The 19,954-nt window shown below is 64.7% G+C and carries 15 protein-coding genes; 5 read left to right on the top strand and 10 right to left on the bottom strand.

All coding sequences use genetic code 11. The features are described 5' to 3' along the window. Window positions 1-65 precede the first annotated feature (65 nt). Complete coding sequence (locus tag NO357_RS01040) at window positions 66-1,016, top strand: radical SAM protein (protein WP_306733750.1); 951 nt, start codon at window positions 66-68, stop codon at window positions 1,014-1,016. Between the two features lie 192 nt (window positions 1,017-1,208). Here the strand turns inward: NO357_RS01040 and NO357_RS01035 are convergent, their stop codons facing one another. Next, window positions 1,209-2,321 (bottom strand): anhydro-N-acetylmuramic acid kinase, encoded by a 1,113-nt coding sequence (locus NO357_RS01035; RefSeq protein ID WP_306733749.1) that lies wholly within the window; start codon window positions 2,319-2,321, stop codon window positions 1,209-1,211. 60 nt (window positions 2,322-2,381) lie between these two features. Between NO357_RS01035 and tyrS the strand changes: the two genes are divergently transcribed. Next, on the top strand, window positions 2,382-3,635 hold the full coding sequence (gene tyrS, locus NO357_RS01030) for a tyrosine--tRNA ligase (RefSeq protein ID WP_306733748.1): 1,254 nt from the start codon (window positions 2,382-2,384) through the stop codon (window positions 3,633-3,635). A gap of 218 nt (window positions 3,636-3,853) precedes the next feature. Here the strand turns inward: tyrS and NO357_RS01025 are convergent, their stop codons facing one another. The 5 genes from NO357_RS01025 to sciP form a co-directional block, all read right to left on the bottom strand. Next, window positions 3,854-3,976 carry a hypothetical protein gene (locus tag NO357_RS01025; protein ID WP_306733747.1) on the bottom strand — a complete coding sequence of 41 codons (123 nt, stop codon included), beginning with the start codon at window positions 3,974-3,976 and terminating at the stop codon, window positions 3,854-3,856. A gap of 109 nt (window positions 3,977-4,085) precedes the next feature. Next, window positions 4,086-6,176 carry an ATP-dependent DNA helicase RecG gene (gene recG / locus NO357_RS01020; RefSeq protein ID WP_306733746.1) on the bottom strand — a complete coding sequence of 697 codons (2,091 nt, stop codon included), beginning with the start codon at window positions 6,174-6,176 and terminating at the stop codon, window positions 4,086-4,088. Next, window positions 6,173-8,596 (bottom strand): NAD-dependent DNA ligase LigA, encoded by a 2,424-nt coding sequence (gene ligA / locus NO357_RS01015; protein ID WP_306733745.1) that lies wholly within the window; start codon window positions 8,594-8,596, stop codon window positions 6,173-6,175. The genes recG and ligA overlap by 4 nt, the downstream gene beginning before the upstream one ends. 325 nt (window positions 8,597-8,921) lie before the next feature. Beyond that, window positions 8,922-9,638 carry a response regulator transcription factor CtrA gene (gene ctrA, locus NO357_RS01010; RefSeq protein WP_306733744.1) on the bottom strand — a complete coding sequence of 239 codons (717 nt, stop codon included), beginning with the start codon at window positions 9,636-9,638 and terminating at the stop codon, window positions 8,922-8,924. Between the two features lie 93 nt (window positions 9,639-9,731). Next, window positions 9,732-10,010, bottom strand: a complete 279-nt coding sequence (sciP, locus tag NO357_RS01005) for a CtrA inhibitor SciP (protein ID WP_306733743.1) — start codon at window positions 10,008-10,010, stop codon at window positions 9,732-9,734. Between the two features lie 134 nt (window positions 10,011-10,144). On the opposite strand from sciP, the gene mnmA reads away from it, so the two are divergent. Further along, window positions 10,145-11,287 (top strand): tRNA 2-thiouridine(34) synthase MnmA, encoded by a 1,143-nt coding sequence (gene mnmA, locus NO357_RS01000; protein WP_306733742.1) that lies wholly within the window; start codon window positions 10,145-10,147, stop codon window positions 11,285-11,287. A 61-nt stretch (window positions 11,288-11,348) separates the two neighbouring features. Here mnmA and NO357_RS00995 read toward each other — a convergent pair whose 3' ends face one another. Beyond that, the gene (locus NO357_RS00995; RefSeq protein ID WP_306733741.1) at window positions 11,349-12,092 is read right to left on the bottom strand and encodes a cytochrome c biogenesis CcdA family protein; all 744 of its coding nucleotides are present in this window, start codon (window positions 12,090-12,092) and stop codon (window positions 11,349-11,351) included. 94 nt (window positions 12,093-12,186) lie between these two features. Here NO357_RS00995 and NO357_RS00990 point away from each other — a divergent pair, with 94 nt between their 5' ends. Then, window positions 12,187-12,411 (top strand): sulfurtransferase TusA family protein, encoded by a 225-nt coding sequence (locus NO357_RS00990; protein WP_306733740.1) that lies wholly within the window; start codon window positions 12,187-12,189, stop codon window positions 12,409-12,411. Between the two features lie 67 nt (window positions 12,412-12,478). Here NO357_RS00990 and NO357_RS00985 read toward each other — a convergent pair whose 3' ends face one another. Next, a complete protein-coding gene (locus tag NO357_RS00985) occupies window positions 12,479-15,352 on the bottom strand; it encodes an Rne/Rng family ribonuclease (protein ID WP_306733739.1) in 2,874 nt (957 codons plus the stop codon). A gap of 568 nt (window positions 15,353-15,920) precedes the next feature. Here NO357_RS00985 and NO357_RS00980 point away from each other — a divergent pair. Further along, on the top strand, window positions 15,921-16,760 hold the full coding sequence (locus NO357_RS00980; protein ID WP_306733738.1) for an FkbM family methyltransferase: 840 nt from the start codon (window positions 15,921-15,923) through the stop codon (window positions 16,758-16,760). A 33-nt stretch (window positions 16,761-16,793) separates the two neighbouring features. Here NO357_RS00980 and NO357_RS00975 read toward each other — a convergent pair whose 3' ends face one another. Continuing rightward, window positions 16,794-18,128 carry a sigma-54-dependent transcriptional regulator gene (locus tag NO357_RS00975; RefSeq protein WP_306733737.1) on the bottom strand — a complete coding sequence of 445 codons (1,335 nt, stop codon included), beginning with the start codon at window positions 18,126-18,128 and terminating at the stop codon, window positions 16,794-16,796. A gap of 33 nt (window positions 18,129-18,161) precedes the next feature. Continuing rightward, window positions 18,162-19,931: a sensor histidine kinase gene (locus tag NO357_RS00970; RefSeq protein ID WP_306733736.1), complete on the bottom strand. Its 1,770-nt coding sequence runs from the start codon at window positions 19,929-19,931 to the stop codon at window positions 18,162-18,164. Window positions 19,932-19,954 lie beyond the last annotated feature (23 nt).

The following is a 19,954-nucleotide window of genomic DNA, read 5'->3' as shown; positions in this document are numbered from 1 at the left end:
ACGACGGGGTTTTCGCCGGGCTTTTCACGCGCTAGCAAGGGCTTAGACGGAAAGGTAACAGGTATATGAAAGACCAGACAGCACGGGCCAACCAGGGCAAGTTCGTCAATCCCCATGTCACCGCGGACGGCAGCCCGCGGGCCAGCGTGGCCCTGACGCATCCGGAAACACTGTGGTTCAACACCGGGACGCTGTGCAACATTACCTGCGCCAACTGCTATATCGAGAGTTCGCCGAAGAACGACGCGCTGGTTTATCTCGCCGCATCCGAGGTTGGAACCTATCTCGACCAGATCGAATCCCGCGGTTGGCCGGTCCGCGAGATCGGCTTCACCGGCGGTGAGCCTTTCATGAATCCTGAAATAATCCAAATGCTTGAGGCTGCTCTCTCACGCGGATTCGAGGTTTTGGTTCTGACCAACGCCATGCGGCCGATGATGCGTAAACGGGTGCAGGCAGGGCTGGTGGCGCTGAACACCCGATATCGGGGACAGATGACCCTGCGCGTCTCGCTCGACCACCACACAAAAGCCCTGCACGAGGCCGAGCGCGGCGCCGGCAGTTTCGGCAAGACGCTTCAGGGCATGGCCTGGCTCCGCGATCAGGGGATCCGCATGACCGTCGCGGGGCGCACCGTCTGGGGTGAAACCGAGGCCGAGGCGCGCGCCGGCTATGCTGTGTTCTTTGCTGAAAACAACTTCAATATCGACGCGCAAGATCATGGCGAAACTGTGCTTTTTCCGGAAATGGACTCGCAGGTGGAGGTCCCCGAGATCACCACGGCCTGCTGGGGTATCCTCAACAAGGCACCCGAGGACGTAATGTGCGCCTCGTCGCGCATGGTGGTAAAGCGCAAGGGGGCGGAACAGCCCACGGTGCTGGCCTGCACGTTGCTGGCCTATGATCCGCAGTTCGAACTGGGCGCAACCCTGGAAGAGGCCGAGCGCGAGGTCTTTCTCAACCATCCCCACTGCGCCAAGTTCTGCGTTCTGGGCGGGGCCTCGTGCTCGGTCTAACCTTCGGAGCGACGCCGCGCGTCGGGACGGTCCGCGAGCCTGGTTGACGCCACCGCCCGGTGAAACGGGACGGTCTGGCAGGCTGGCTGGTATCCCGTCCGGCGCACGGTGCCGCAAGGATTTGACAGCACCCGGGCTGAACGCTGCGCGCGGTGGGGTCAGGTTTGAGCGACAAGGCGGCGGGCAACCCACCTATGCCTCGTCGTCCCCGGGCAACGGATAGCTCACCTCGCCGCCGCCGACGGCCGCACGGACGCCGGTGGTGGACGGGCAGGACGTGGGCAGCCCGCGCATCACCCGCACGGCAAGGAAGGCGAAGGCCTGCGCCTCGAGCATATCGCCATCGAGCCCGACCTCTTCGACCGGCAGCACCGGGCAGTCGAGCGCGGTTGCGAGCATCTGCATCATCACCGGGTTCTTGCGCCCGCCGCCGGTGACCAGCAGCCGCTCGGGCGGTGCCGGGCAATGCTCCATCCCCCGCATCACCGCCGCCGCGGCCATCGCGGTCAGCGTCGCGGCCGCATCGGCATCGCTGAGTTCCCGCACCAGCCCGATCATGTCGGCAAACGCATCCCGGTCGAGCGACTTCGGCGGCATGCGGAAGAAATACGGATCGTCGAGAAACAGTTCCAGCGCCCCGTCCTCGACCTGGCCCCGGCGGGCCAGCGCGCCGTCGCGGTCGCAATCCTGTCCCAGCCGTTCCTGCATCAGGTCGTTGAGCGGCGCGTTGGCCGGGCCGGTATCAAAGGCGAGAAGCGCCCCCTCCGTGTCCGGGCGCGGCTTTGCCGGATCGATCCAGGTGATGTTGCCGACACCGCCGAGATTGAGGAACGCCAGCGGACCGGCGGCCTCTATCCAGCGCGCGCAGGCGAAATGGAAGAACGGTGCCAGCGGTGCACCTTCCCCCCCCATCGCCACGTCGGCGGAGCGGAAATCCCAGACGACCGGAACGCCCAGGGCCTCGGCCAGGGCGGCGCCATCGCCGAGCTGATGCGTGCCCCGGCCGCGCGGATCATGCGCCAGGGTCTGGCCGTGAAACCCCACCAGATCGACGGCATCGAAGCCTGACAACGCATCGACATGGGCGACCTGCACCACCCGCGCCGGCGCGTCGAGATCGGCACCCGGCCATTTGCCGAGCGCGGCGCGCAGCACCGCGCGGTCGGCCGCGGAATAGGCGCGGTAGCGCGTCTCGCCAAAGCCGAAGATCGTCTCGCCGTCGGTCTCGACCACGGCGGCATCAACCCCGTCGAGCGAGGTGCCGCTCATCGCCCCCAATGCCCGAACCTTGCCCGCTTTTAACATGGCCTTTTCCTCGACGCTTCGCCGCCATATAAGGCCTGCGACGACCAAGGGACAAGCACCATGACCTACCACCCGAAATCGGACTTCATGCGCGTCATGATCGAGCGCGGCTTTCTCGCCGACTGCACCGATTACCAAGGCCTCGACGAGGCCCTCAGCAAGGGTGGGGTGCCGGGCTATATCGGCTTCGATGCCACGGCCAAGTCGCTGCATGTCGGCAGCCTGATCCAGATCATGATGCTGCGCTGGTTGCAGAAGACCGGTCACAAGCCGATCACGCTGATGGGTGGCGGCACCACCAAGGTGGGCGACCCCAGTTTCCGCGCCGAGGAACGACCGTTGCTGACGCCGGCGCAGATCGACGACAATATCGACGGCATCAAGCAGGTTTTCGCGGCCTATGTCGACTATGACGACAGCCCCACCGGCGCCATGATGGTCAACAATGCCGAATGGCTGGACGACCTGAAATACCTCGATTTCCTGCGCGATATCGGGCGGCATTTCTCGGTCAACCGGATGCTGTCGTTCGAGTCGGTGAAATCGCGGCTCGATCGGGAACAGTCCCTGAGCTTTCTCGAATTCAACTACATGATCCTGCAAGCCTATGATTTCATGGAGCTCAACCGCCGGTATGGCTGCCTGTTGCAGATGGGCGGCTCGGACCAGTGGGGCAACATCGTCAACGGCATCGACTTGACCCGGCGGATCCTCGATGTCGAGGTCTATGGCCTGACATCGCCGCTGCTGACCACCTCGGACGGCAAGAAGATGGGTAAGAGCCAGGACGGCGCTGTGTGGCTGAACGCCGAGATGCTGAGCCCCTACGAGTTCTGGCAGTTCTGGCGCAACACCACCGATGCCGATGTCGGCCGCTTCCTCAAACTTTACACCGAGTTGGCCGTAGAGGAGTGCACGCGGCTCGGCGCGCTGGAGGGGGCGGAGATCAACGACGCCAAGATCGTGCTGGCAAACGAGGTCACCGCCCTGCTGCATGGCCGCGCCGCCGCCGAGGCGGCCGAGGCCACGGCGCGCGAAGTGTTCGAAAAAGGCGGCGTGGGCGACGATCTGCCGACACTGGAGCTGACGGCGGAGGACGTGGGCGACGGTATCTCGGCGGTGCAGCTCATCGTGCGCTCGGGGTTGGTCAAATCGGGCAAGGAGGCCAAACGGCTGATTGCCGAGAACGGAGCCCGGGTGGACGACGCCCCGCTGACCGATCCGGGCCAAATGTTCGATGTCGCAGCGCTGGCGTCACCGGTAAAGCTCTCGGCCGGCAAGAAGCGCCATGCGCTGGTGAAGCTGGCCGACTAACGCCTCCTTCTAAAGAAAAAACCGCCGCGCCTGGGGGACCAGGGCGGCGGCAAGGTGCGTGATCTCGCGTCGGGCCGCACCGAAACTCCGGGGGCGGATGAGGCAGACCCCTTGGCGGGTGAGACAGGCAGTGTTCTCGGCGGCGCGGGTTAGGTTGGGACAGAGACGCGCCGCATGGGCAGGACCCCGAAGATCACGTGGCAGAAACCGTTCAAATTTCAGATCATCCCGGGCAGGTGCAGCCCGGCCAGCAGCAGAACCATCAGCGCCACGGCGCCGAGCGCATCCTGCCAGATCGTGTCGCGGCTGCGGTGAAGGATATCGGCGATCTGGCTCAGCATCTTGGTCTCTCCTGCGCTCGAATTGTTTTGTTGCCTCTTTGTTCTCATTTTGATCACCGCTTGTAAAGAACTTTTTAAGAACATTTGTGAACTTTTCGAGATATTTTGACTAACCCACTGAAATCAAACGGATCGCCTGGTCCTGTTCCATCAACCACAGAAGCACCCGCGCCGCCTGGCCGCGGTCGGCGTCCAAGCCCGGGTCGTCGGCCAGCAGTTTACGCGCGTCGGTCTGGGCCACGGCGAGCAGCGATGTCTGCCGTTCGAGATCAGCCACCCGGAACTTCGGCAGGCCGGACTGCGCCGTGCCGATCAGGTCGCCGGCACCGCGCATTTCGAGATCGACCTCGGCGATGCGGAAGCCGTCTTCGGTGTCGCGCAGCGTCGTCAGCCGCTTTTCGCCCGCCTCCGACAGCGGTGCCCGATACATCAGCATGCACGACGAAGCCCCCGTTCCCCGCCCGACCCGCCCGCGCAACTGATGCAGCTGTGCCAGCCCGAAAATTTCGGCCCGTTCGATCACCATGATCGTGGCATTGGGCACGTCGACGCCAACCTCGATCACCGTGGTCGCCACCAGAACGCTGGTCTCGCCGCGCTGGAACGCTGCCATCGCGGCATCTTTCTCGGCCGGCGGCATCTGGCCATGCACCAGCCCGACAACGCCCTCACCCAGGGCGGCGCGCAGATATTTGAACCGCTCCTCGGCGGCGGTGTAGTCGACGTTTTCGCTTTCATCGACCAGCGGGCAAACCCAGTACGCCTGTTTACCCTCTGTCACCGCCCGGCGCAGATGATCCACCACCTCGTCCATCCGTGCGGTCGAGACCATCGCCGTCTTGATCGGCTGCCGCCCGGGAGGTTTCTCGTCCAGCACCGAGACATCCATGTCGCCATATTGCGCCAGCGCAAGCGAGCGCGGGATCGGCGTTGCCGTCATCACCAGCACATCCGCCGCCGCGCCTTTCTTGCCCAGCTCCAGCCGCTGGCGCACACCGAAACGGTGCTGCTCATCAACGATCGCCAGCCGCAGATCGTGGAACTCGACATCAGCCTGGAACACCGCGTGGGTGCCGACCAGCACCTGGATATCGCCCCGGGCCAGCGCCGCCAGTTTGGCCTTGCGTTCGCCCCCCTTGTCGCGTCCGGTCAGGATCTCCAGCACCACCCCCGCGCTTTCGGCCAGCGGGCGAAGCCCGTCGAGATGTTGCCGTGCCAGGATTTCGGTCGGGGCCATCATCACCCCCTGCCCGCCGGCCTCGACTGCGATCAGCAACGCCATGAAGGCGACAAGGGTCTTGCCTGCGCCGACATCGCCCTGCAACAGCCGGTTCATCCGCTGCGGCTTGCCCATATCGGCGGCGATCTCGTTGATCGCGCGCGTCTGTGCGCCGGTGGGGCTATAGGGCAGCGCCTCCAGCACCTTGCTCTGCAACCGTCCCGTGCCATGGCTTTCACGCCCCTTGGCACGGCGCAGTCTGGTGCGCGCCAGGGCCAGCGTCAGCTGATGCGCCAGAAGCTCGTCATAGGCCAACCGCTCGCGTGCCGGCGCGGTATCGGCCAGGTCGGCCGTGGTGGCTGGCGCATGCGCCGCCGCCACCGCGTCGTGCCAGTCGGGCCAGCCGGCATGGGCCTTCTGCAACGGGTCGATCCATTCGGCAAGTTCCGGCGCCCGCGCCACCGCCGACCGCGCCGCCTTCATCATCGTCTTCTGCGTCAACCCGGATGTCAGCGGATAGACCGGCTCGAAATCCGGGATATCGCCCGCGTCCTCGGGCAGCAAAATGTGGTCGGGATGCACCATCTGGGCGATCCCGTCGAAAAGCTCGACCTTACCCGAGACCACCCGCCGCGCGCCCGTGGGCAGGATACGGCGAAGATACTCATCACGGGCGTGGAAGAACACCAGCTGGAACGTGGTCTGCGCATCCTCGACCACCACGCGATAGGCGCCGCCACGGCGTGTGGCATGACGGTGTTGGCCGACCGTGACCTCGACCGTCACGACGCCCGGCAGTTCGGCCCCCTGCACCGTGTCGCGCTTGCGCCGGTCGATCCCGGAATAGGGCAGCGTGAACAGCAGGTCGCGCGGCCTCTCGATCTCGATCTGGCCAAGATGCTGGGCGATCTTCGGCCCCACGCCTTCGAGCGATTCGATCTCCGCGAACAGCGGGAACAGAGGTTCCGGCCGCCCGCTCATAGGCCTTCGATCAGCGCCAGCCAGGCGTCCTCGTCGATCATCTCGACGCCCAGGTCCTCGGCCTTCTTCGCCTTCGACCCGGCCCCGGGGCCGGCGATCACCAGGTCGGTCTTAGCCGATACCGAGCCGGACACCTTGGCGCCAAGCGCCTCGGCCCGGGCCTTGGCTTCGGCCCGGGTCATCTTTTCCAGCGTGCCGGTAAAGACCAGCGTCTTGCCGGCCACCGGGCTTTCCGTCGCCCGCGCCTCGGGTGCCAGCGGCGTCAGCATTGCGCGCAACGCGTCGATGGCGGCGCGTTCCTCCGGGTTAGCGAAGGCATCCGACAGCGACAGTGCCATTACCGGTCCGACGCCGTCAGCGCTGATCAGGTCGCTCCAGGCGGCCTGTGCCACCGACGGAACGTCGCAGTCCGCCAACGCCGCCGCCCGCACCTCGGAAACCCGGGCACGGCGGCCGTCCGTCGCCGCGGTCGCCCGCTCGGCCTCGACGGCCTGGTCCGCCGCGCGATGCGCCAGCGCCGCGGGCCGGGCTGAGTCGAGCGCCCGCACCATGGCGTCCCAGTCGCCGTAGTGCCGCGCCAGATCCTGCGCCGCCACCTCGCCGACATGACGGATGCCCAGCCCGAAGATCAGCCGCGCCAGCGGGATTTCCCGTTTTTCCCTGATGGCCTGAAACAGGTTGCCCGCACTGGTCTCGCCCCAGCCATTCAAGGCAGAGAGAGGTTCCTTGCCAGCTGCAGCAATCAACCGTCCAAGATGATCATGCGCTTCTTCCTTGTCGTGAGGGAATGTAATCCTGTCCAACGACAGCGCGGTTCCCAGCACCGAAAAAACAGCCTCTCGCCATTCCTCATTCTTGAACAGAGAATTCAGAACACTCTCAACGTCATCGAGCGTTTTGTCCGCCTCGCGCCGTTGTAGCGAAAATATGTCGGCGGGCGCACGAACCCAATTCAGGTAATAGAACAGCTCTACCTGCTTGGCGCCCAACCCCTCGATATCGAAGGCCTTGCGGCTGACGAAATGCTTGAGTTTTTCCACCGCCTGCGCCGGGCAGATCAGCCCACCGGTGCAGCGCCGCACCGCGTCGCCCTCCTCGCGGACCGCATCGCTGCCGCATTCGGGGCAGACCGTTGGGAAAACGTAGGGCTGCGCGTCCTCCGTCCGCTTCTCGAGATCCACATCCGCCACCTTCGGGATTACGTCGCCGGCGCGATAGACCTGCACCCAGTCGCCGACGCGGATATCCTTGGGCGCGCCGGTGTCGTCGGGGCGGATCACTGCGCCGTTGGCGTCGCGCCCGGCAATGTAGTCCTCGTTATGCAGCGTCGCGTTACTGACCACCACGCCGCCCACTGTCACCGGGGTCAGCCGGGCCACCGGGCTGAGCGCGCCGGTGCGACCGACCTGGATGTCGATCGCCTCCAGCCGTGTCCAGGCCAGCTCGGCCGGGAACTTGTGGGCGATGGCCCAGCGTGGCGTGGTCGAGCGGAACCCCAACCGGTGCTGTAGCCCGAGATCGTTCACCTTGTAGACCACCCCGTCGATATCGTAGCCGAGCGTGGCGCGTTGCGCCTCGATCTCGCGGTAGTGGGCGAGCATGTTTTCGGGACCGTCGCAGAGCCGGGTGAGCGGATTGACCGGGAACCCGAGTCCGCCCAGTCGCTCGATGGCCGCCATCTGGGTGTCGGCCAGCGGCTCCGACAGCGCCCCCCATCCATAGGCAAAGAACTTGAGCGGCCGGTCACGGGTGATCGCCGCGTCGAGCTGGCGCAGCGAGCCGGCGGCGGCGTTGCGCGGGTTGGCGAAGGTCTTGTCGCCGCGCGCGGCGTGGCGGGCGTTCAGGTCTTCGAAATCGGCATGGCTCATGTAGACCTCGCCGCGCACCTCCAGCACGTCAGGGGCGTCGGCGAGACGCTGCGGAATATCGTCGATCTCGCGGGCGTTGGCGGTGACGTTCTCGCCGACCTGGCCGTCGCCGCGGGTGGCGGCGCTAACCAGCTGCCCGTTTTCGTAGCGCAACGACAGGCTGAGGCCGTCGATCTTGGGCTCGGCGGTGTAGGCAACCGCCCCGTCACGGCCGAGATACCGTCGGATACTGGCGTCGAATTCGCTCACGTCGGCATCGTCGAAGGCGTTGGCAAGGCTCAGCATGCGCACGGCATGAGTGATCTTGGAAAAGCCCTCCGCCAGCGCGCCGCCGACCTGGTCGCTGGGGCTGTCGGCCCGCTTGAGATACGGGAAGCGGTCTTCGATTGCGGCGTTGCGCAGCTTCAGCGCGTCATAGGCGGCATCGCTGATCGCGGGCGCGTCGCGGGTGTGATAGGCGGTGTTCGCGGCCGCGATCTCGCCGGCGAGCCGCGCCAGCTCCTCTCGGGCCTCGGCCTCGCTCAGAGCCTCCACCGGTTTCGGATCACGCATCGCCACCACACTCCAAGGCAATTTCTCCTGCCTCGGTGATAGCATGGCCGGCGTCAAGGTCCAGCCCGCGCCGTGTTGGGGCGGCGCCGCGCCGACGCGGCGTTCCCGCCTCCGACCGACCTCGCGACGCCCGCCGCGCGTCAGACCGCGCCATCCGGTGCGGCCTTCAATCCTGGCGCCTGCCAGCAAAGATCGGACCGGCCGGCCCCGAATGAAATGCCGCGCGGCCGAGGGAGGGCCGCGCGGCGATCGGCTCGTGAGTGGTATGCACGCTGGGGAGAACGTGCGAGCCTGATCCTTCCTGCGAAGGGTCCGGACCGGTGCCTCAGGCGCCGACCGCGACCTGGGGTTCCTCGACCTCCGACGGGTCCGGATCGCGCAACACGTAGCCCCGCCCCCAGACGGTTTCGATATAGTTGTCGCCGCCGGTGGCATTGGCGAGTTTCTTGCGCAGCTTGCAGATGAACACGTCGATGATCTTGAGCTCGGGCTCGTCCATACCGCCGTAAAGATGGTTGAGGAACATTTCCTTGGTCAGCGTCGTGCCCTTACGCAGGCTCAGGAGTTCGAGCATCTGGTATTCCTTGCCGGTCAGGTGTACCGGCTTGCCGTCGGTATCGACCGTCTTGGCATCGAGATTGACGTTGATCTTGCCGGTCCTGATCATCGACTGGGAATGTCCCTTGGAGCGGCGGATGATCGCGTGGATACGCGCCACCAGTTCCTCGCGGTGGAAGGGCTTGGTCAGGTAGTCGTCGGCCCCGAAACCGAAGCCCTTGAGCTTGTTCTCGGTATCGTCGGCACCCGACAGGATCAAGATCGGTGTGTCCACCCGGGACAAGCGCAGCTGCCGGAGGACTTCGTGGCCGTTCATGTCGGGCAGGCCGAGGTCGAGCAGGATCAGATCGTAATCATAGAGCTTGGCGAGATCGATGCCCTCCTCGCCCAGATCTGTCGTATACACATTCAGGTTGGCATGGGTGAGCATCATCTCGATACTTTTCGAGGTTGTGGGGTCGTCTTCCACAAGCAGGACACGCATTGGAACTCTCCGCAATCTGTTCTCTTTGGAATCAAACGTGAACAAAAATGGTTAACCACAAGTTACCGCTGACACATTTGTTGCATGTTCGCGTTAAAGTTGTCTATACCTTTGTAGCAAGGTGGCCTTCAGCGCCTCTTCTCCGTGCTCGGTAACTGCCGACAACCATTCGAGAAATTCTTCTTTGCTCAGGTTGTAGCGGCGCAGTGCGTCGTCCTGGGTGATCAGCCCGTAGACCACCCCGCGAACGACTGCGGCCTTGCGGCTGGCAACCCAGCGAACCGTGTTTTCCGGCGGCAGATCGGCGCGAGTCATCACCTTGCCGTCCGCCAGAGTCACGGCTCTTGGCCCGTCAACCTTTTTGAGATACATCGCAGCACCCTCGTGTTGTTCTTAGGGGTTGTGCCGCGCCGGCCCTTAACGGCCGGTGAAACCGGTGCTTGAGAGTGTCTAGGATTTTCCTATATTTTCCGCAACTTCCCGCGCAACGCCTGAAAGGCCCGTCCATGCCGCTCGACCAAACACCGCCGCTTAACTCGCTCGGGCTGCCGAAACCGGTGGCCGAGACCCGCGTGGTCGTGGCCATGTCGGGCGGCGTCGATTCTTCCGTCGTGGCGGCAATGCTGGCCGAGGAAGGCTATGACGTGGTGGGGGTCACCCTGCAGCTTTACGACCACGGCGCGGCGCTGGCCAAGAAGGGCGCCTGCTGTGCCGGGATCGACATTCACGATGCCCGCCGCGTGGCCGAGGAAATGGGATTTCCGCATTACGTGCTGGATTACGAGAACATCTTCCGCGACGCGGTGATAGACGAATTTGCCGACAGCTATCTTGCCGGCGCCACCCCGGTGCCCTGCATCCGCTGCAACGAGCGGGTCAAGTTCAAGGACCTGCTGGAAACCGCCAAGGACCTCGACGCCGATTGCATGGCCACCGGCCACTACATCCAGCGTAAGATGGGTCCGAACGGCCCGGAACTGCACTGTGCCGCCGATGCGGCCCGCGACCAGTCCTATTTCCTGTTCTCGACCACCCGCGAACAGCTCGACTTCCTGCGCTTTCCGCTAGGCCACCTCAAATCCAAGGACGAGACCCGCGCGCTCGCCGCCAAATACGGGTTGCCCGTGGCGATGAAACCCGACAGCCAGGACATCTGCTTTGTTCCGGACGGCAATTATGCCTCGGTGATCGAAAAACTCCGCCCCGGCGCCGCCGAACCGGGCGATATCGTCGACATGGACGGCAATGTGCTGGGCAGTCACGGCGGCGTCATCCACTACACCATCGGCCAGCGCCGCGGCCTCGGGATCGGCGGACTTTCCGATCCGCTTTACGTGGTGAAACTCGACGTCGACACCCGCCGGGTCATTGTCGGCCCGAAAGAGGCGCTCTCGACCCGGATCGTACCGGTGAAAGAGGTTAACTGGCTGGGCGACGAGCCATTCGAAAGCGTGGCGACCCGCGAAATCTCGGTCAAGGTCCGCTCGACCCGGCCCCCGCAGCCGGCGATTCTGCGGGCCACTGGTCCCGACACGGCCGAGGTCGAACTGCTGACACCCGAAGAGGGCGTCTCGCCTGGTCAGGCCTGCGTGTTCTATGAAACGGAAGGGACGCGTGTGTTTGGCGGCGGCTGGATCCACGCCGGGTGAGGCGCGACCACGCCTGCGGCTGCCGCCGAGAGGCGGTCCGACAGGACCGGCGAACGCGCCGTCAGCCCAGTGTCGCCAGCGCCGGGAACGTCTCCAGCAGCCAATAGCTGAAGGTCGAAAACCCGCCGGTGAGCATCAACAGCCCGATGGTCCAGAGCAGAAGCCCCATCACCCGCTCGATCTGTTCCATGTGGCGTTTCATCCAGCCCATCAGCCCGGTCAGCCGCGGCAGAAAGGCCGCCACCAGCAGGAACGGAACACCGAGCCCGGCAGCGTAGACCGCCAGCAGCACCGTGCCACGCGCCACTGACCCCTCTTGCGCCGCCAACCCCAGGATGGCGCCCAGTTGCGGCCCGATGCAGGGCGTCCAGCCGAAGGCAAAGGCAAGGCCGAGAATATAGGCTCCGAAGGCGCTGCCGCCGCGATCGCCGGCATCGAGCCGGGCTTCGCGGTCGAGAAAGCCGATGCGATAGACGCCGACGAAATGCGCGCCGAAGATCATCACCAGGATACCGGCTATGGTATTGAACCAGCCCTGGTACTGCAGAAACATGGTCCCCACCGCCGAGGCCGCGAACCCCAGGAACAAAAACACCGTGCTGAGCCCCATTACGAAGAACAGCGCCGGCAGGATCGCCCGGTTGCGCCCCTCGCTGAGGTCGGTCACCGATACGCCCGACATGTAGGCCAGGTAGGGTGGCACGATTGGCAGCACGCAGGGGCTGAGAAATGAGATCACCCCCGCCACCAGCGCCACCAGCATCGCGGGCAACAGCCCCGCATCGATGATTTCGATTCCGAACATGCGCCCAGATGTAGGCCAAACGCCGGGCAACGTCACGCGGCCAGATGTCACAAAGCCGTGGACGCCGCCGGTCGCCCCGGCTACATCCCTGAGCATGAGCGACATCGATCTCGACGCCCGCGGTCTTCTCTGCCCCTTGCCGGTGATGAAACTGCGCAAGCGGCTGCAGCCGGTTGCCGCCGGAACCGAGTTTCGCATGCTGGCCGATGACGAGATGGCGCGGATCGACGTGCCGCATTTCTGTGCCGAACAGGGTCACACCCTGGTCGAGACGGTCGAGCAGGACGGTGCCCAGCTCTACGTCGTCCGCAAGGGCTGAGTTTCCCCGCCGAAAATGAAAACGCCGCGGCCCGGGGCCGCGGCGTTGGTCTTTTTCGCTGCGGGTCTCAGCCCTTTCCGAGCGACCACCAGCCCTTGCGTTTAGGCTTGGGCGGCGACTTGGACGCGGGCTCGGCCGCGGCAACCGGCTCGGGCGCCGGTGCGGGTACAGCCTCCAAAGGCTCAGCTTCCCCGGCGGTCTCGGGGGCATCTTCGCCATTGGTCTTGGGCTTGACCGCCTTGCGCGGCTTGGACTTGGGCGCCTCTTCGGCGGTTTCCGTATCGGTTTCGGCCTTGGTGGTCTTCTTCGACGTGGATCTGCTGCCGGTGGTTTTGCGCGTCGACCGCGTCTTGGGTTTTGCCTCGGCTTCCGCATCACCGCCCACCGCTTCGGCAACCTCTGCCGTCTCCGCCTGGGCCGCGTCATCCCCGGCCGCCGCGGCCTTGGATTTCGATTTAGACGTCCGGCTGCGCGACCGCGACGGCTTGGGTTTTTCCTCACCGGCATCGGCCGTCTCATCGCTGACCGTTTCGGCCTCGGCTTCGGTCGGTTCGGACGCCTTGGCCTTGGCTCTGGGCGACCGGCTGCGCGACCGCGACGCCACGGGTTTTTCCTCGACTTCGGCTTCGGCCGTCGGCTCTTCGCCGGCCTGCACCTCGGTTTCGGTCAGCGTGTCGTCTTCCTCCTCGACGTCACCGGTTTCTTCCGCGGCCTCGACGTCATTGGTCTGCGACGACGGCTTGCGACGACGACGGCGGCGACGGCGCTTCTTGGGCTTGGGCGTCTCCTCCTCGTCCTCCTCGTCGGCTTCCGCCTCGCTGTCGACCTGGTCCATCAGCGAGGTGTCGACCGACACCACCGGCGCAGTGGCGTCAGGCACGACACGGGTGGCGGTCTTGAACTTCTCGAGGCTGAAATCGGGCGAGATCAGCATCGGGTCACCCTCCACGCGCACCGAAAGGCCGTAACGCGCCTCGATCTGGGCGATATGTTCGCGCTTCTGGTTCATCAGGAAGTTGGCGATGCCCACCGGGCATTTCACCAGCACTTCGCGGCTCCGCCCGCGGGTGCCCTCTTCCTCGATCTGGCGCAGGATGGACAGCGCCAGGTTGTCGTCCGAGCGAATCAACCCGGTGCCATGACAGGCCGGGCACGGTTGGGTCGTTGCCTCGATCATGCCCGGGCGCAGCCGCTGGCGGCTCATCTCGAGAAGGCCGAAACCCGAGATCCGGCCCACCTGGATCCGCGCACGGTCGGTCTTGAGCTTGTCCTTCAGGCGCTTTTCCACCGACGCGTTGTTCTTGCGCTCGTCCATATCGATGAAGTCGATCACGATGAGACCGGCCAGATCGCGCAGGCGCAGCTGGCGCGCCACCTCTTCGGCGGCTTCCAGGTTGGTCTTGGTCGCGGTTTCCTCGATCGAGCCTTCCTTGGTGGCGCGGCCCGAGTTCACGTCGATCGCCACCAGCGCCTCGGTCACGCCAATCACGATGTAGCCGCCGGATTTCAGCTGCACGGTCGGGTTGAACATCGAGCTGAGATAGCTTTCGACCTGGTAGCGCGCGAAAAGCGGCATCGTCTCGGCATAGAGCTGCACGTTCTTGGCATGCGACGGCATGATCATCTTCATGAAGTCCTTGGCGATGCGGTAGCCGCGCTCGCCCTCGACCAGGACCTCGTCGATCTCGCGCGAATACAGGTCGCGGATCGAGCGTTTGATCAGGTCGCCCTCCTCATAGATTTTCGCCGGCGCGATGCTCTTGAGCGTGAGTTCGCGGATCTGCTCCCACAAGCGCTGCAGGTATTCGTAGTCGCGCTTGATCTCGGTCTTGGTGCGCTTGGCCCCTGCCGTGCGCACGATCAACCCGGCGCCCTGCGGCACGTCGATCTCGTTCGCGATCTCTTTCAGCTTCTTGCGGTCGGCGGCATTGGTGATCTTGCGGGAAATGCCGCCGCCGCGGGCGGTGTTGGGCATCAGCACGCAATAACGACCGGCCAGCGAAAGATAGGTGGTCAGTGCCGCGCCCTTGTTGCCGCGCTCTTCCTTGACGACCTGCACCAGCAGGATCTGGCGGACCTTGATGACTTCCTGGATCTTGTAACGCCGTGGCCGCGGCTTGCGCGGCGGGCGGATGTCTTCCTGGTCGTCATCATCGGCAACAGACTCGATGCTGTCGTCCTTTTCAGCGGCATCGCGGGCGCCGTCCTCATCGGCCGTATCGCCCCCGTCCTTGCCGGCTTCGTCGTCACCGGACCCGGCTTGGCTGGATTTCGATTTCGATGATCGTCCCCGCGACCTGCGCCTGGCCGGTTTCTCGGCTTCGGCATCGCCCTCCGCGGCTTCGGCCTCAGCATCCGCCGCGTCGCCATCGTCCTCGGCTGCCAGCGCTTCGCCGGCGTCGCTTTCGTCCTCCGGCTCTTCCACCGGCGTCTCGGCGACAAGATCCATCGGCGAATGGCCCTCGAGCGTGTCCTGGCTGGCCTCGTCGCCGAGGTCGATCGTCTCCATGCCGGTGATTTCGCCGTTGTCCGGCTCCTTGGTCTCGACGGCATCGCCGTTGTCGGCTGTGGCCGCTTTCGACGACGACCGTCGCCGGCGCGACCGCGACGGCTTTCTCTCTTCCTCTTCCTCGCGCGCGCGCAGCGCCTCGGCATAAGCGCGCTCTTCCTCCATCAGCTTTTCACGGTCGGCAACCGGGATCTGATAGTAGTCGGGATGGATTTCCGAGAACGCCAGGAAGCCGTGGCGATTGCCACCGTAATCGACGAAGGCCGCCTGGAGCGAGGGCTCCACGCGGGTGACTTTCGCTAGATAGATATTGCCGGCAAGCTGGCGTTTGTTTTCGGATTCGAAGTCGAACTCTTCGACCTTGTTTCCGTCCACCACCACGACGCGGGTCTCTTCCGCGTGGGTGGCATCGATAAGCATTTTCTTAGCCATATTTTCCATGTGCACGACGCCAAGCCCGCCCGCCCGGGGGGCGCGGCCGGCAAAGCGTTGTGTCTGTTTCGGGCAATGTCGGACGCGCGGCAGAGCCGGGCGGTCTCGCCACCTGCTCGTGCACTCAGTGATTGCGCGCGCTTCATCGCGGTTCTTCTCCGACGCCAGGACCAAAGGGCCAGCCGGCGCCCGTTCAGGGAGCCCGGAGCACCCCGTCTGTGGGGGTGGCGGGCCATCTTGCAGCCCCGTGCGGGGCCTAATCAGCCTGTCCGGAATCGGGCCGGTAGATCCGTAACCCCTTTTCCTGACAGCGAAACTCATGCGGTCGACGCCCGTAAAGCGCCGAAAGCCGTCCTATCTACATAAGGTCTGGAACAGGGGTATGACAATGCCAAAAAGCCCACGGCCCGATTTTGTCACCCTCTCCGGCCCCTTGCTTCCGGCTGCCGTGCTGTTGCCAGTAAGGAAAAGACCGTTCCATTTTTCCCGGCCAGACTGTAAACGACGTCTATTCCGGCCCGGTCGATGCAGGTTCCTGTCCGGGACAAGTCACGCAGCAGGAAGAGCGATGCCCAAACCGTCCCTGACCGAGCGTCTTCGGGTTCTGAATGACCGCCGCATCGAAAACCGGCGCCTTGCCAAACCCTTTCAGCGCACCGCCGACGGGTTTCTCTACAAGGGGATCCCGATCCAGTTCAGCGCTGACTGGGAGGCACGCGAGCGTCGTCTCGTCCACAAACTCCTGTCTGGCGCCGACCGGTTCGTGAACGTCGGGGCGCATTACGGCTATTTCACCTGCCTGGCGCGCAGCGCCGGCGTCGCCGCCATCGCCTTCGAACCGATCGACGCGAATTTTCACATGCTGCTCGACAATCTGACGCAAAACGATTTCGATCGTGGCACGCTGCTGATCCACGCGGCGGCGGGTGATGAAAACGCCGTCGCCACCATCACCGGTGCCTTTTCCGGTGCCACGCTGACGGCCAACAGCCGCAAACCCGCCTCGCTCAACCAGAAGACGCCGGTCGTGCGGATCGATGACGTGGTGCCCGATATCGCCGGCCAAACGCTGTTTCTCGTAGATGTCGAAGGGTTCGAGTATTTCGCCCTGCGCGGCGCGGCGCGTCACGTCGCCGACTGCGCGCACAACAGCTGGATTGTCGAGATCACCGGCTCCACCATCAACCGCGATGGCGCGCTGGTGGAGAACACCGATTACCGCGCCACTTTCGAGATGTTCCTTGAGGCCGGCTATCAAGTCTGGAGTATCGGTCCGGACCCGATGCGCATGGACGGCGACGCGCTCGACGCGGCGATGCGCGCTGATCCGCGCGATCGGCCACGCGGCAATTTCCTCTTCCTGTCGCAACAGATCGACATCGAACCGCTGCTCGCGGCCATGGCCTGACCGCGCGGCGCGCCTTGCCGCGGCGCCGCCGGACTACAGATAGTCCGCCCGCTGCAGGCCGTATTTCGCCATCTTCTCATTCAGCGTCCGGCGCGGCAGGCAGAGCTCGTCCATGACCGATGCGATCGAGCCCTTGTGGCGTCGCATGGTGTTGTCGATCAGCATCCGCTCGAAGGCTTCGACATATTCCTTCAGCGGCTTGCCCTCTGTGGTCATCACCGGCTGCATTTCTTCGTGGTCGCTCATCAAAAGCGACGCGATCGAGCCCGAGCCGCGCCGCGATTGCAGCACCGCGCGCTCGGCGACGTTGATCAGCTGGCGGACATTGCCCGGCCACGGCGCCTGCAGCAGCTGCGCCGCTTCCTGGGCGCTGACCTTCGGCGCGTCACAGCCGTATTCCTCGGCGAACTGCTCGCTGAGACGGGTGAAAAGCATCAGGATGTCTTCACCGCGCTGGCGCAGCGGCGGCACGGTGATGCGCAGCGCCGCCAGGCGATAGAACAGATCGGGGCGCAGCGCATCCTCACAGGTTTTTCCCTGCTCCTGCAGGTTGGAAATGGCGATGATGCGGGTTTCGGGCGGCGTGCCCTCGTCATTGATGAAGCTCAGCAACTTGCCTTGCATCGACTCGCTCAGCGTCTCGATATCCTCGAGCACCAGCGTGCCGCCACGCGCTTCCTCGACTGCCGGCAGTTGGCTGTCTTCGGGCTGCATCGGCCCGAACAGCCGCTTGGTCAGCGCGTCTTCCTCGTAAGCCGAGCAGGAGATCAACACGAATTTCTTGCCCGCGCGCGCGCCGACCGCGTGCAGCGCATGCGCCACCAGTGTCTTACCGGTGCCGGTCTCGCCGTCGATCAGCACATGGCCGTCGGCCTGGCCGAGATCGAGGATATCCTCGCGCAGCCGTTCCATCACCGGACTCTGGCCAATGAGCTTTTTCATCAGCTGGCCGCCATCGGACAGCTCCTTGCGCAGCTGGCGGTTGTCGAGCGTCAGACGCCGGGCATTGGTGGCTTTCTTGGCCAGCTCGCTCATCCGGTCGGGATTGAACGGCTTTTCCAGGAAATCGAAGGCCCCCACGCGCATCGCCTCGACCGCCATCGGCACGTCGCCGTGACCGGTGATCATGATCACCGGCAGGGCGCTGTCGGTGCCCATCAGTTTCTTGAGAAACTGCATCCCGTCCATGCCGGGCATCTTGATGTCCGAGATCACGATGCCTGGGTAGTCCGGCCCCAGCGACTTCAGCGCGTCCTCGGCGCTGGAAAAGGTTTCGGTATCATACCCCGACAATGCCAGCCACTGGGAGATCGACTGCCGCATGTCCTGCTCGTCGTCGATGATCGCGATTTTCATGGCTTTTGCCATGGGGCTATCCTCCGATGCCAATTCTGCGCCGGCCTATTCCGCGGCCTGCGTTTCTTCCTCTTCCAAAATAGGAAGCTGCATCTCAAATACAGCCCCCCCGGCGGCCGCGTTGCGCGCGGTCAGCCGCCCGCCCAAGTCGTTGACGATGCCCGACGAAATCGCAAGCCCCAGGCCGACGCCCTCGCCGGGCTGCTTGGTGGTGTAGAAGGGCTCGAACAGGGTGTCGAGATCCTCGATCCCGTGGCCGTTGTCGCGCACCGTCAGCGTCGCCGTTTCGCCCGCCGACAACAGGATGTCGATCTGAGGGTCGTCCACGCCCTGCGTGGCGTCGAGGGCGTTGCGCAGCAGGTTGACCATCACCTGCTCGATCCGCACCCGGTCGCCCATCACCATCACCGGACGCTCGGGGATGCCGCGGGTGATCTGAACCTTGCGGCGCTTGAGCTGCGGCTCCATCATGCTGAGCGCCGAAACAAGCGCATCGCCCATATTTACAGGGGCCAGAGACTCACCGCCTTTGCGCGCGTAAGACTTCAGCTGCCGGGTGATCGCCCCCATCCGCTCGATCAGGTCGTCAATCCGGGCGAAGCTCGCCAGTGCCTCGTCGGGCCGGTTGCGGCGCAAGAGCAGCCCGGCCCCGGCCAGATAGGTTTTCATCGCCGCCAGCGGCTGGTTGAGCTCGTGGCTGACAGCGGCAGACATTTCCCCCAGAGCGGCCAGCTTCGAGCTTTGCGCCAACGTCTGCTCGGCAACCTCAAGCTGGCCCTGCATCTTCTCACGCTCGGCAATTTCCCGCTGGAGCCGTTCGTTCAGTGCGCGAAGTTCTGCCGATTCGCGCTGGAACAAGGCCATTCGAAGCGCTGTCTTGCGGCTGAGGAAATAGAAGGCCAACGCCAGCAGGATGGCGAATCCCATGATCTCCAGCGCCAGCACGCCGTTTACCCTCTCGCGCACGCTGGCATAGGTGGTGAAGCTGGCGATGCGCCAGCCGCGAAACGGGACCTTCCCCTCGATCCGCATCACCGCCTCGCCCTGGACATAGGCATCGGCTGGCAGCGCGGTCCAGTCGGCGGTGGCGCGGATGGCGCGCTCGATGGCGCTCGACACCGGCTCGCGATGCAACGCCTCGGCCTCGGTCAGCCCGCGCCAGCGCGGCTCGGTCGCCAGGATGATCTTGCCGGTCGAATCGGTCACCAGAACTGCCGCCGAGAACCCTGCCCAGGCGCGTTCGAATTTGTTGAGGTCGACCTCGACGGCGATCACGCCCAGGTTTTCCGCCTGCCAGTCGATCTTGCGGGCATAGGTGAAGCGATAGCCGCCGGACTCGCGCTCCGACACGGTGAACACCGTCTGGTTCGAGCGCAACGAGTCGACGAAATAGGGTTGCGCCCGATGGTTTTCGCCGATCCTGTTGCGGTCGGTCGCCGCCACGGTGCGCCCGTCGGAATCGAGCAGCATCAGCGACGCCGCCCCGATTTCCTCGACAAACGACAAAAGCCGCTGGGTCGACTGGCTGAAATCACCTGAATTCAGCGCCCCGATCAACGCCGGGTCGCGCGACAGCAGCTGCGGCACGATGGAATTGCGCCTGAGCTCGCTGATCAGGTTGCCGGAATGCAGCGCCAGCCGCAGCTCGGCCCGGTTGCGGGTGGTTTCGGTGAAGCGGTTGGTCAGGTACCGGTTGGTCGTGATCACGGTCACCGTGGCGATAACGATCAGGAAGATCAGCGCCAGCCGCGTCCGCCATCCGATGGTGCGGGCGCGCTCCTGCCGTCTCGGCATCGGTTTTCCAGCACGTGCCATGACGTCTTTCTACGCCCTGCGGC

The organism is Marimonas arenosa (assembly GCF_030848945.1).
GTDB classification, from domain to species: Bacteria; Pseudomonadota; Alphaproteobacteria; order Rhodobacterales; family Rhodobacteraceae; genus Marimonas; species Marimonas arenosa.
The sequence above is the reverse complement of the archived record's forward strand: the minus strand, read 5'-3'. Positions and strand labels throughout refer to the sequence as shown.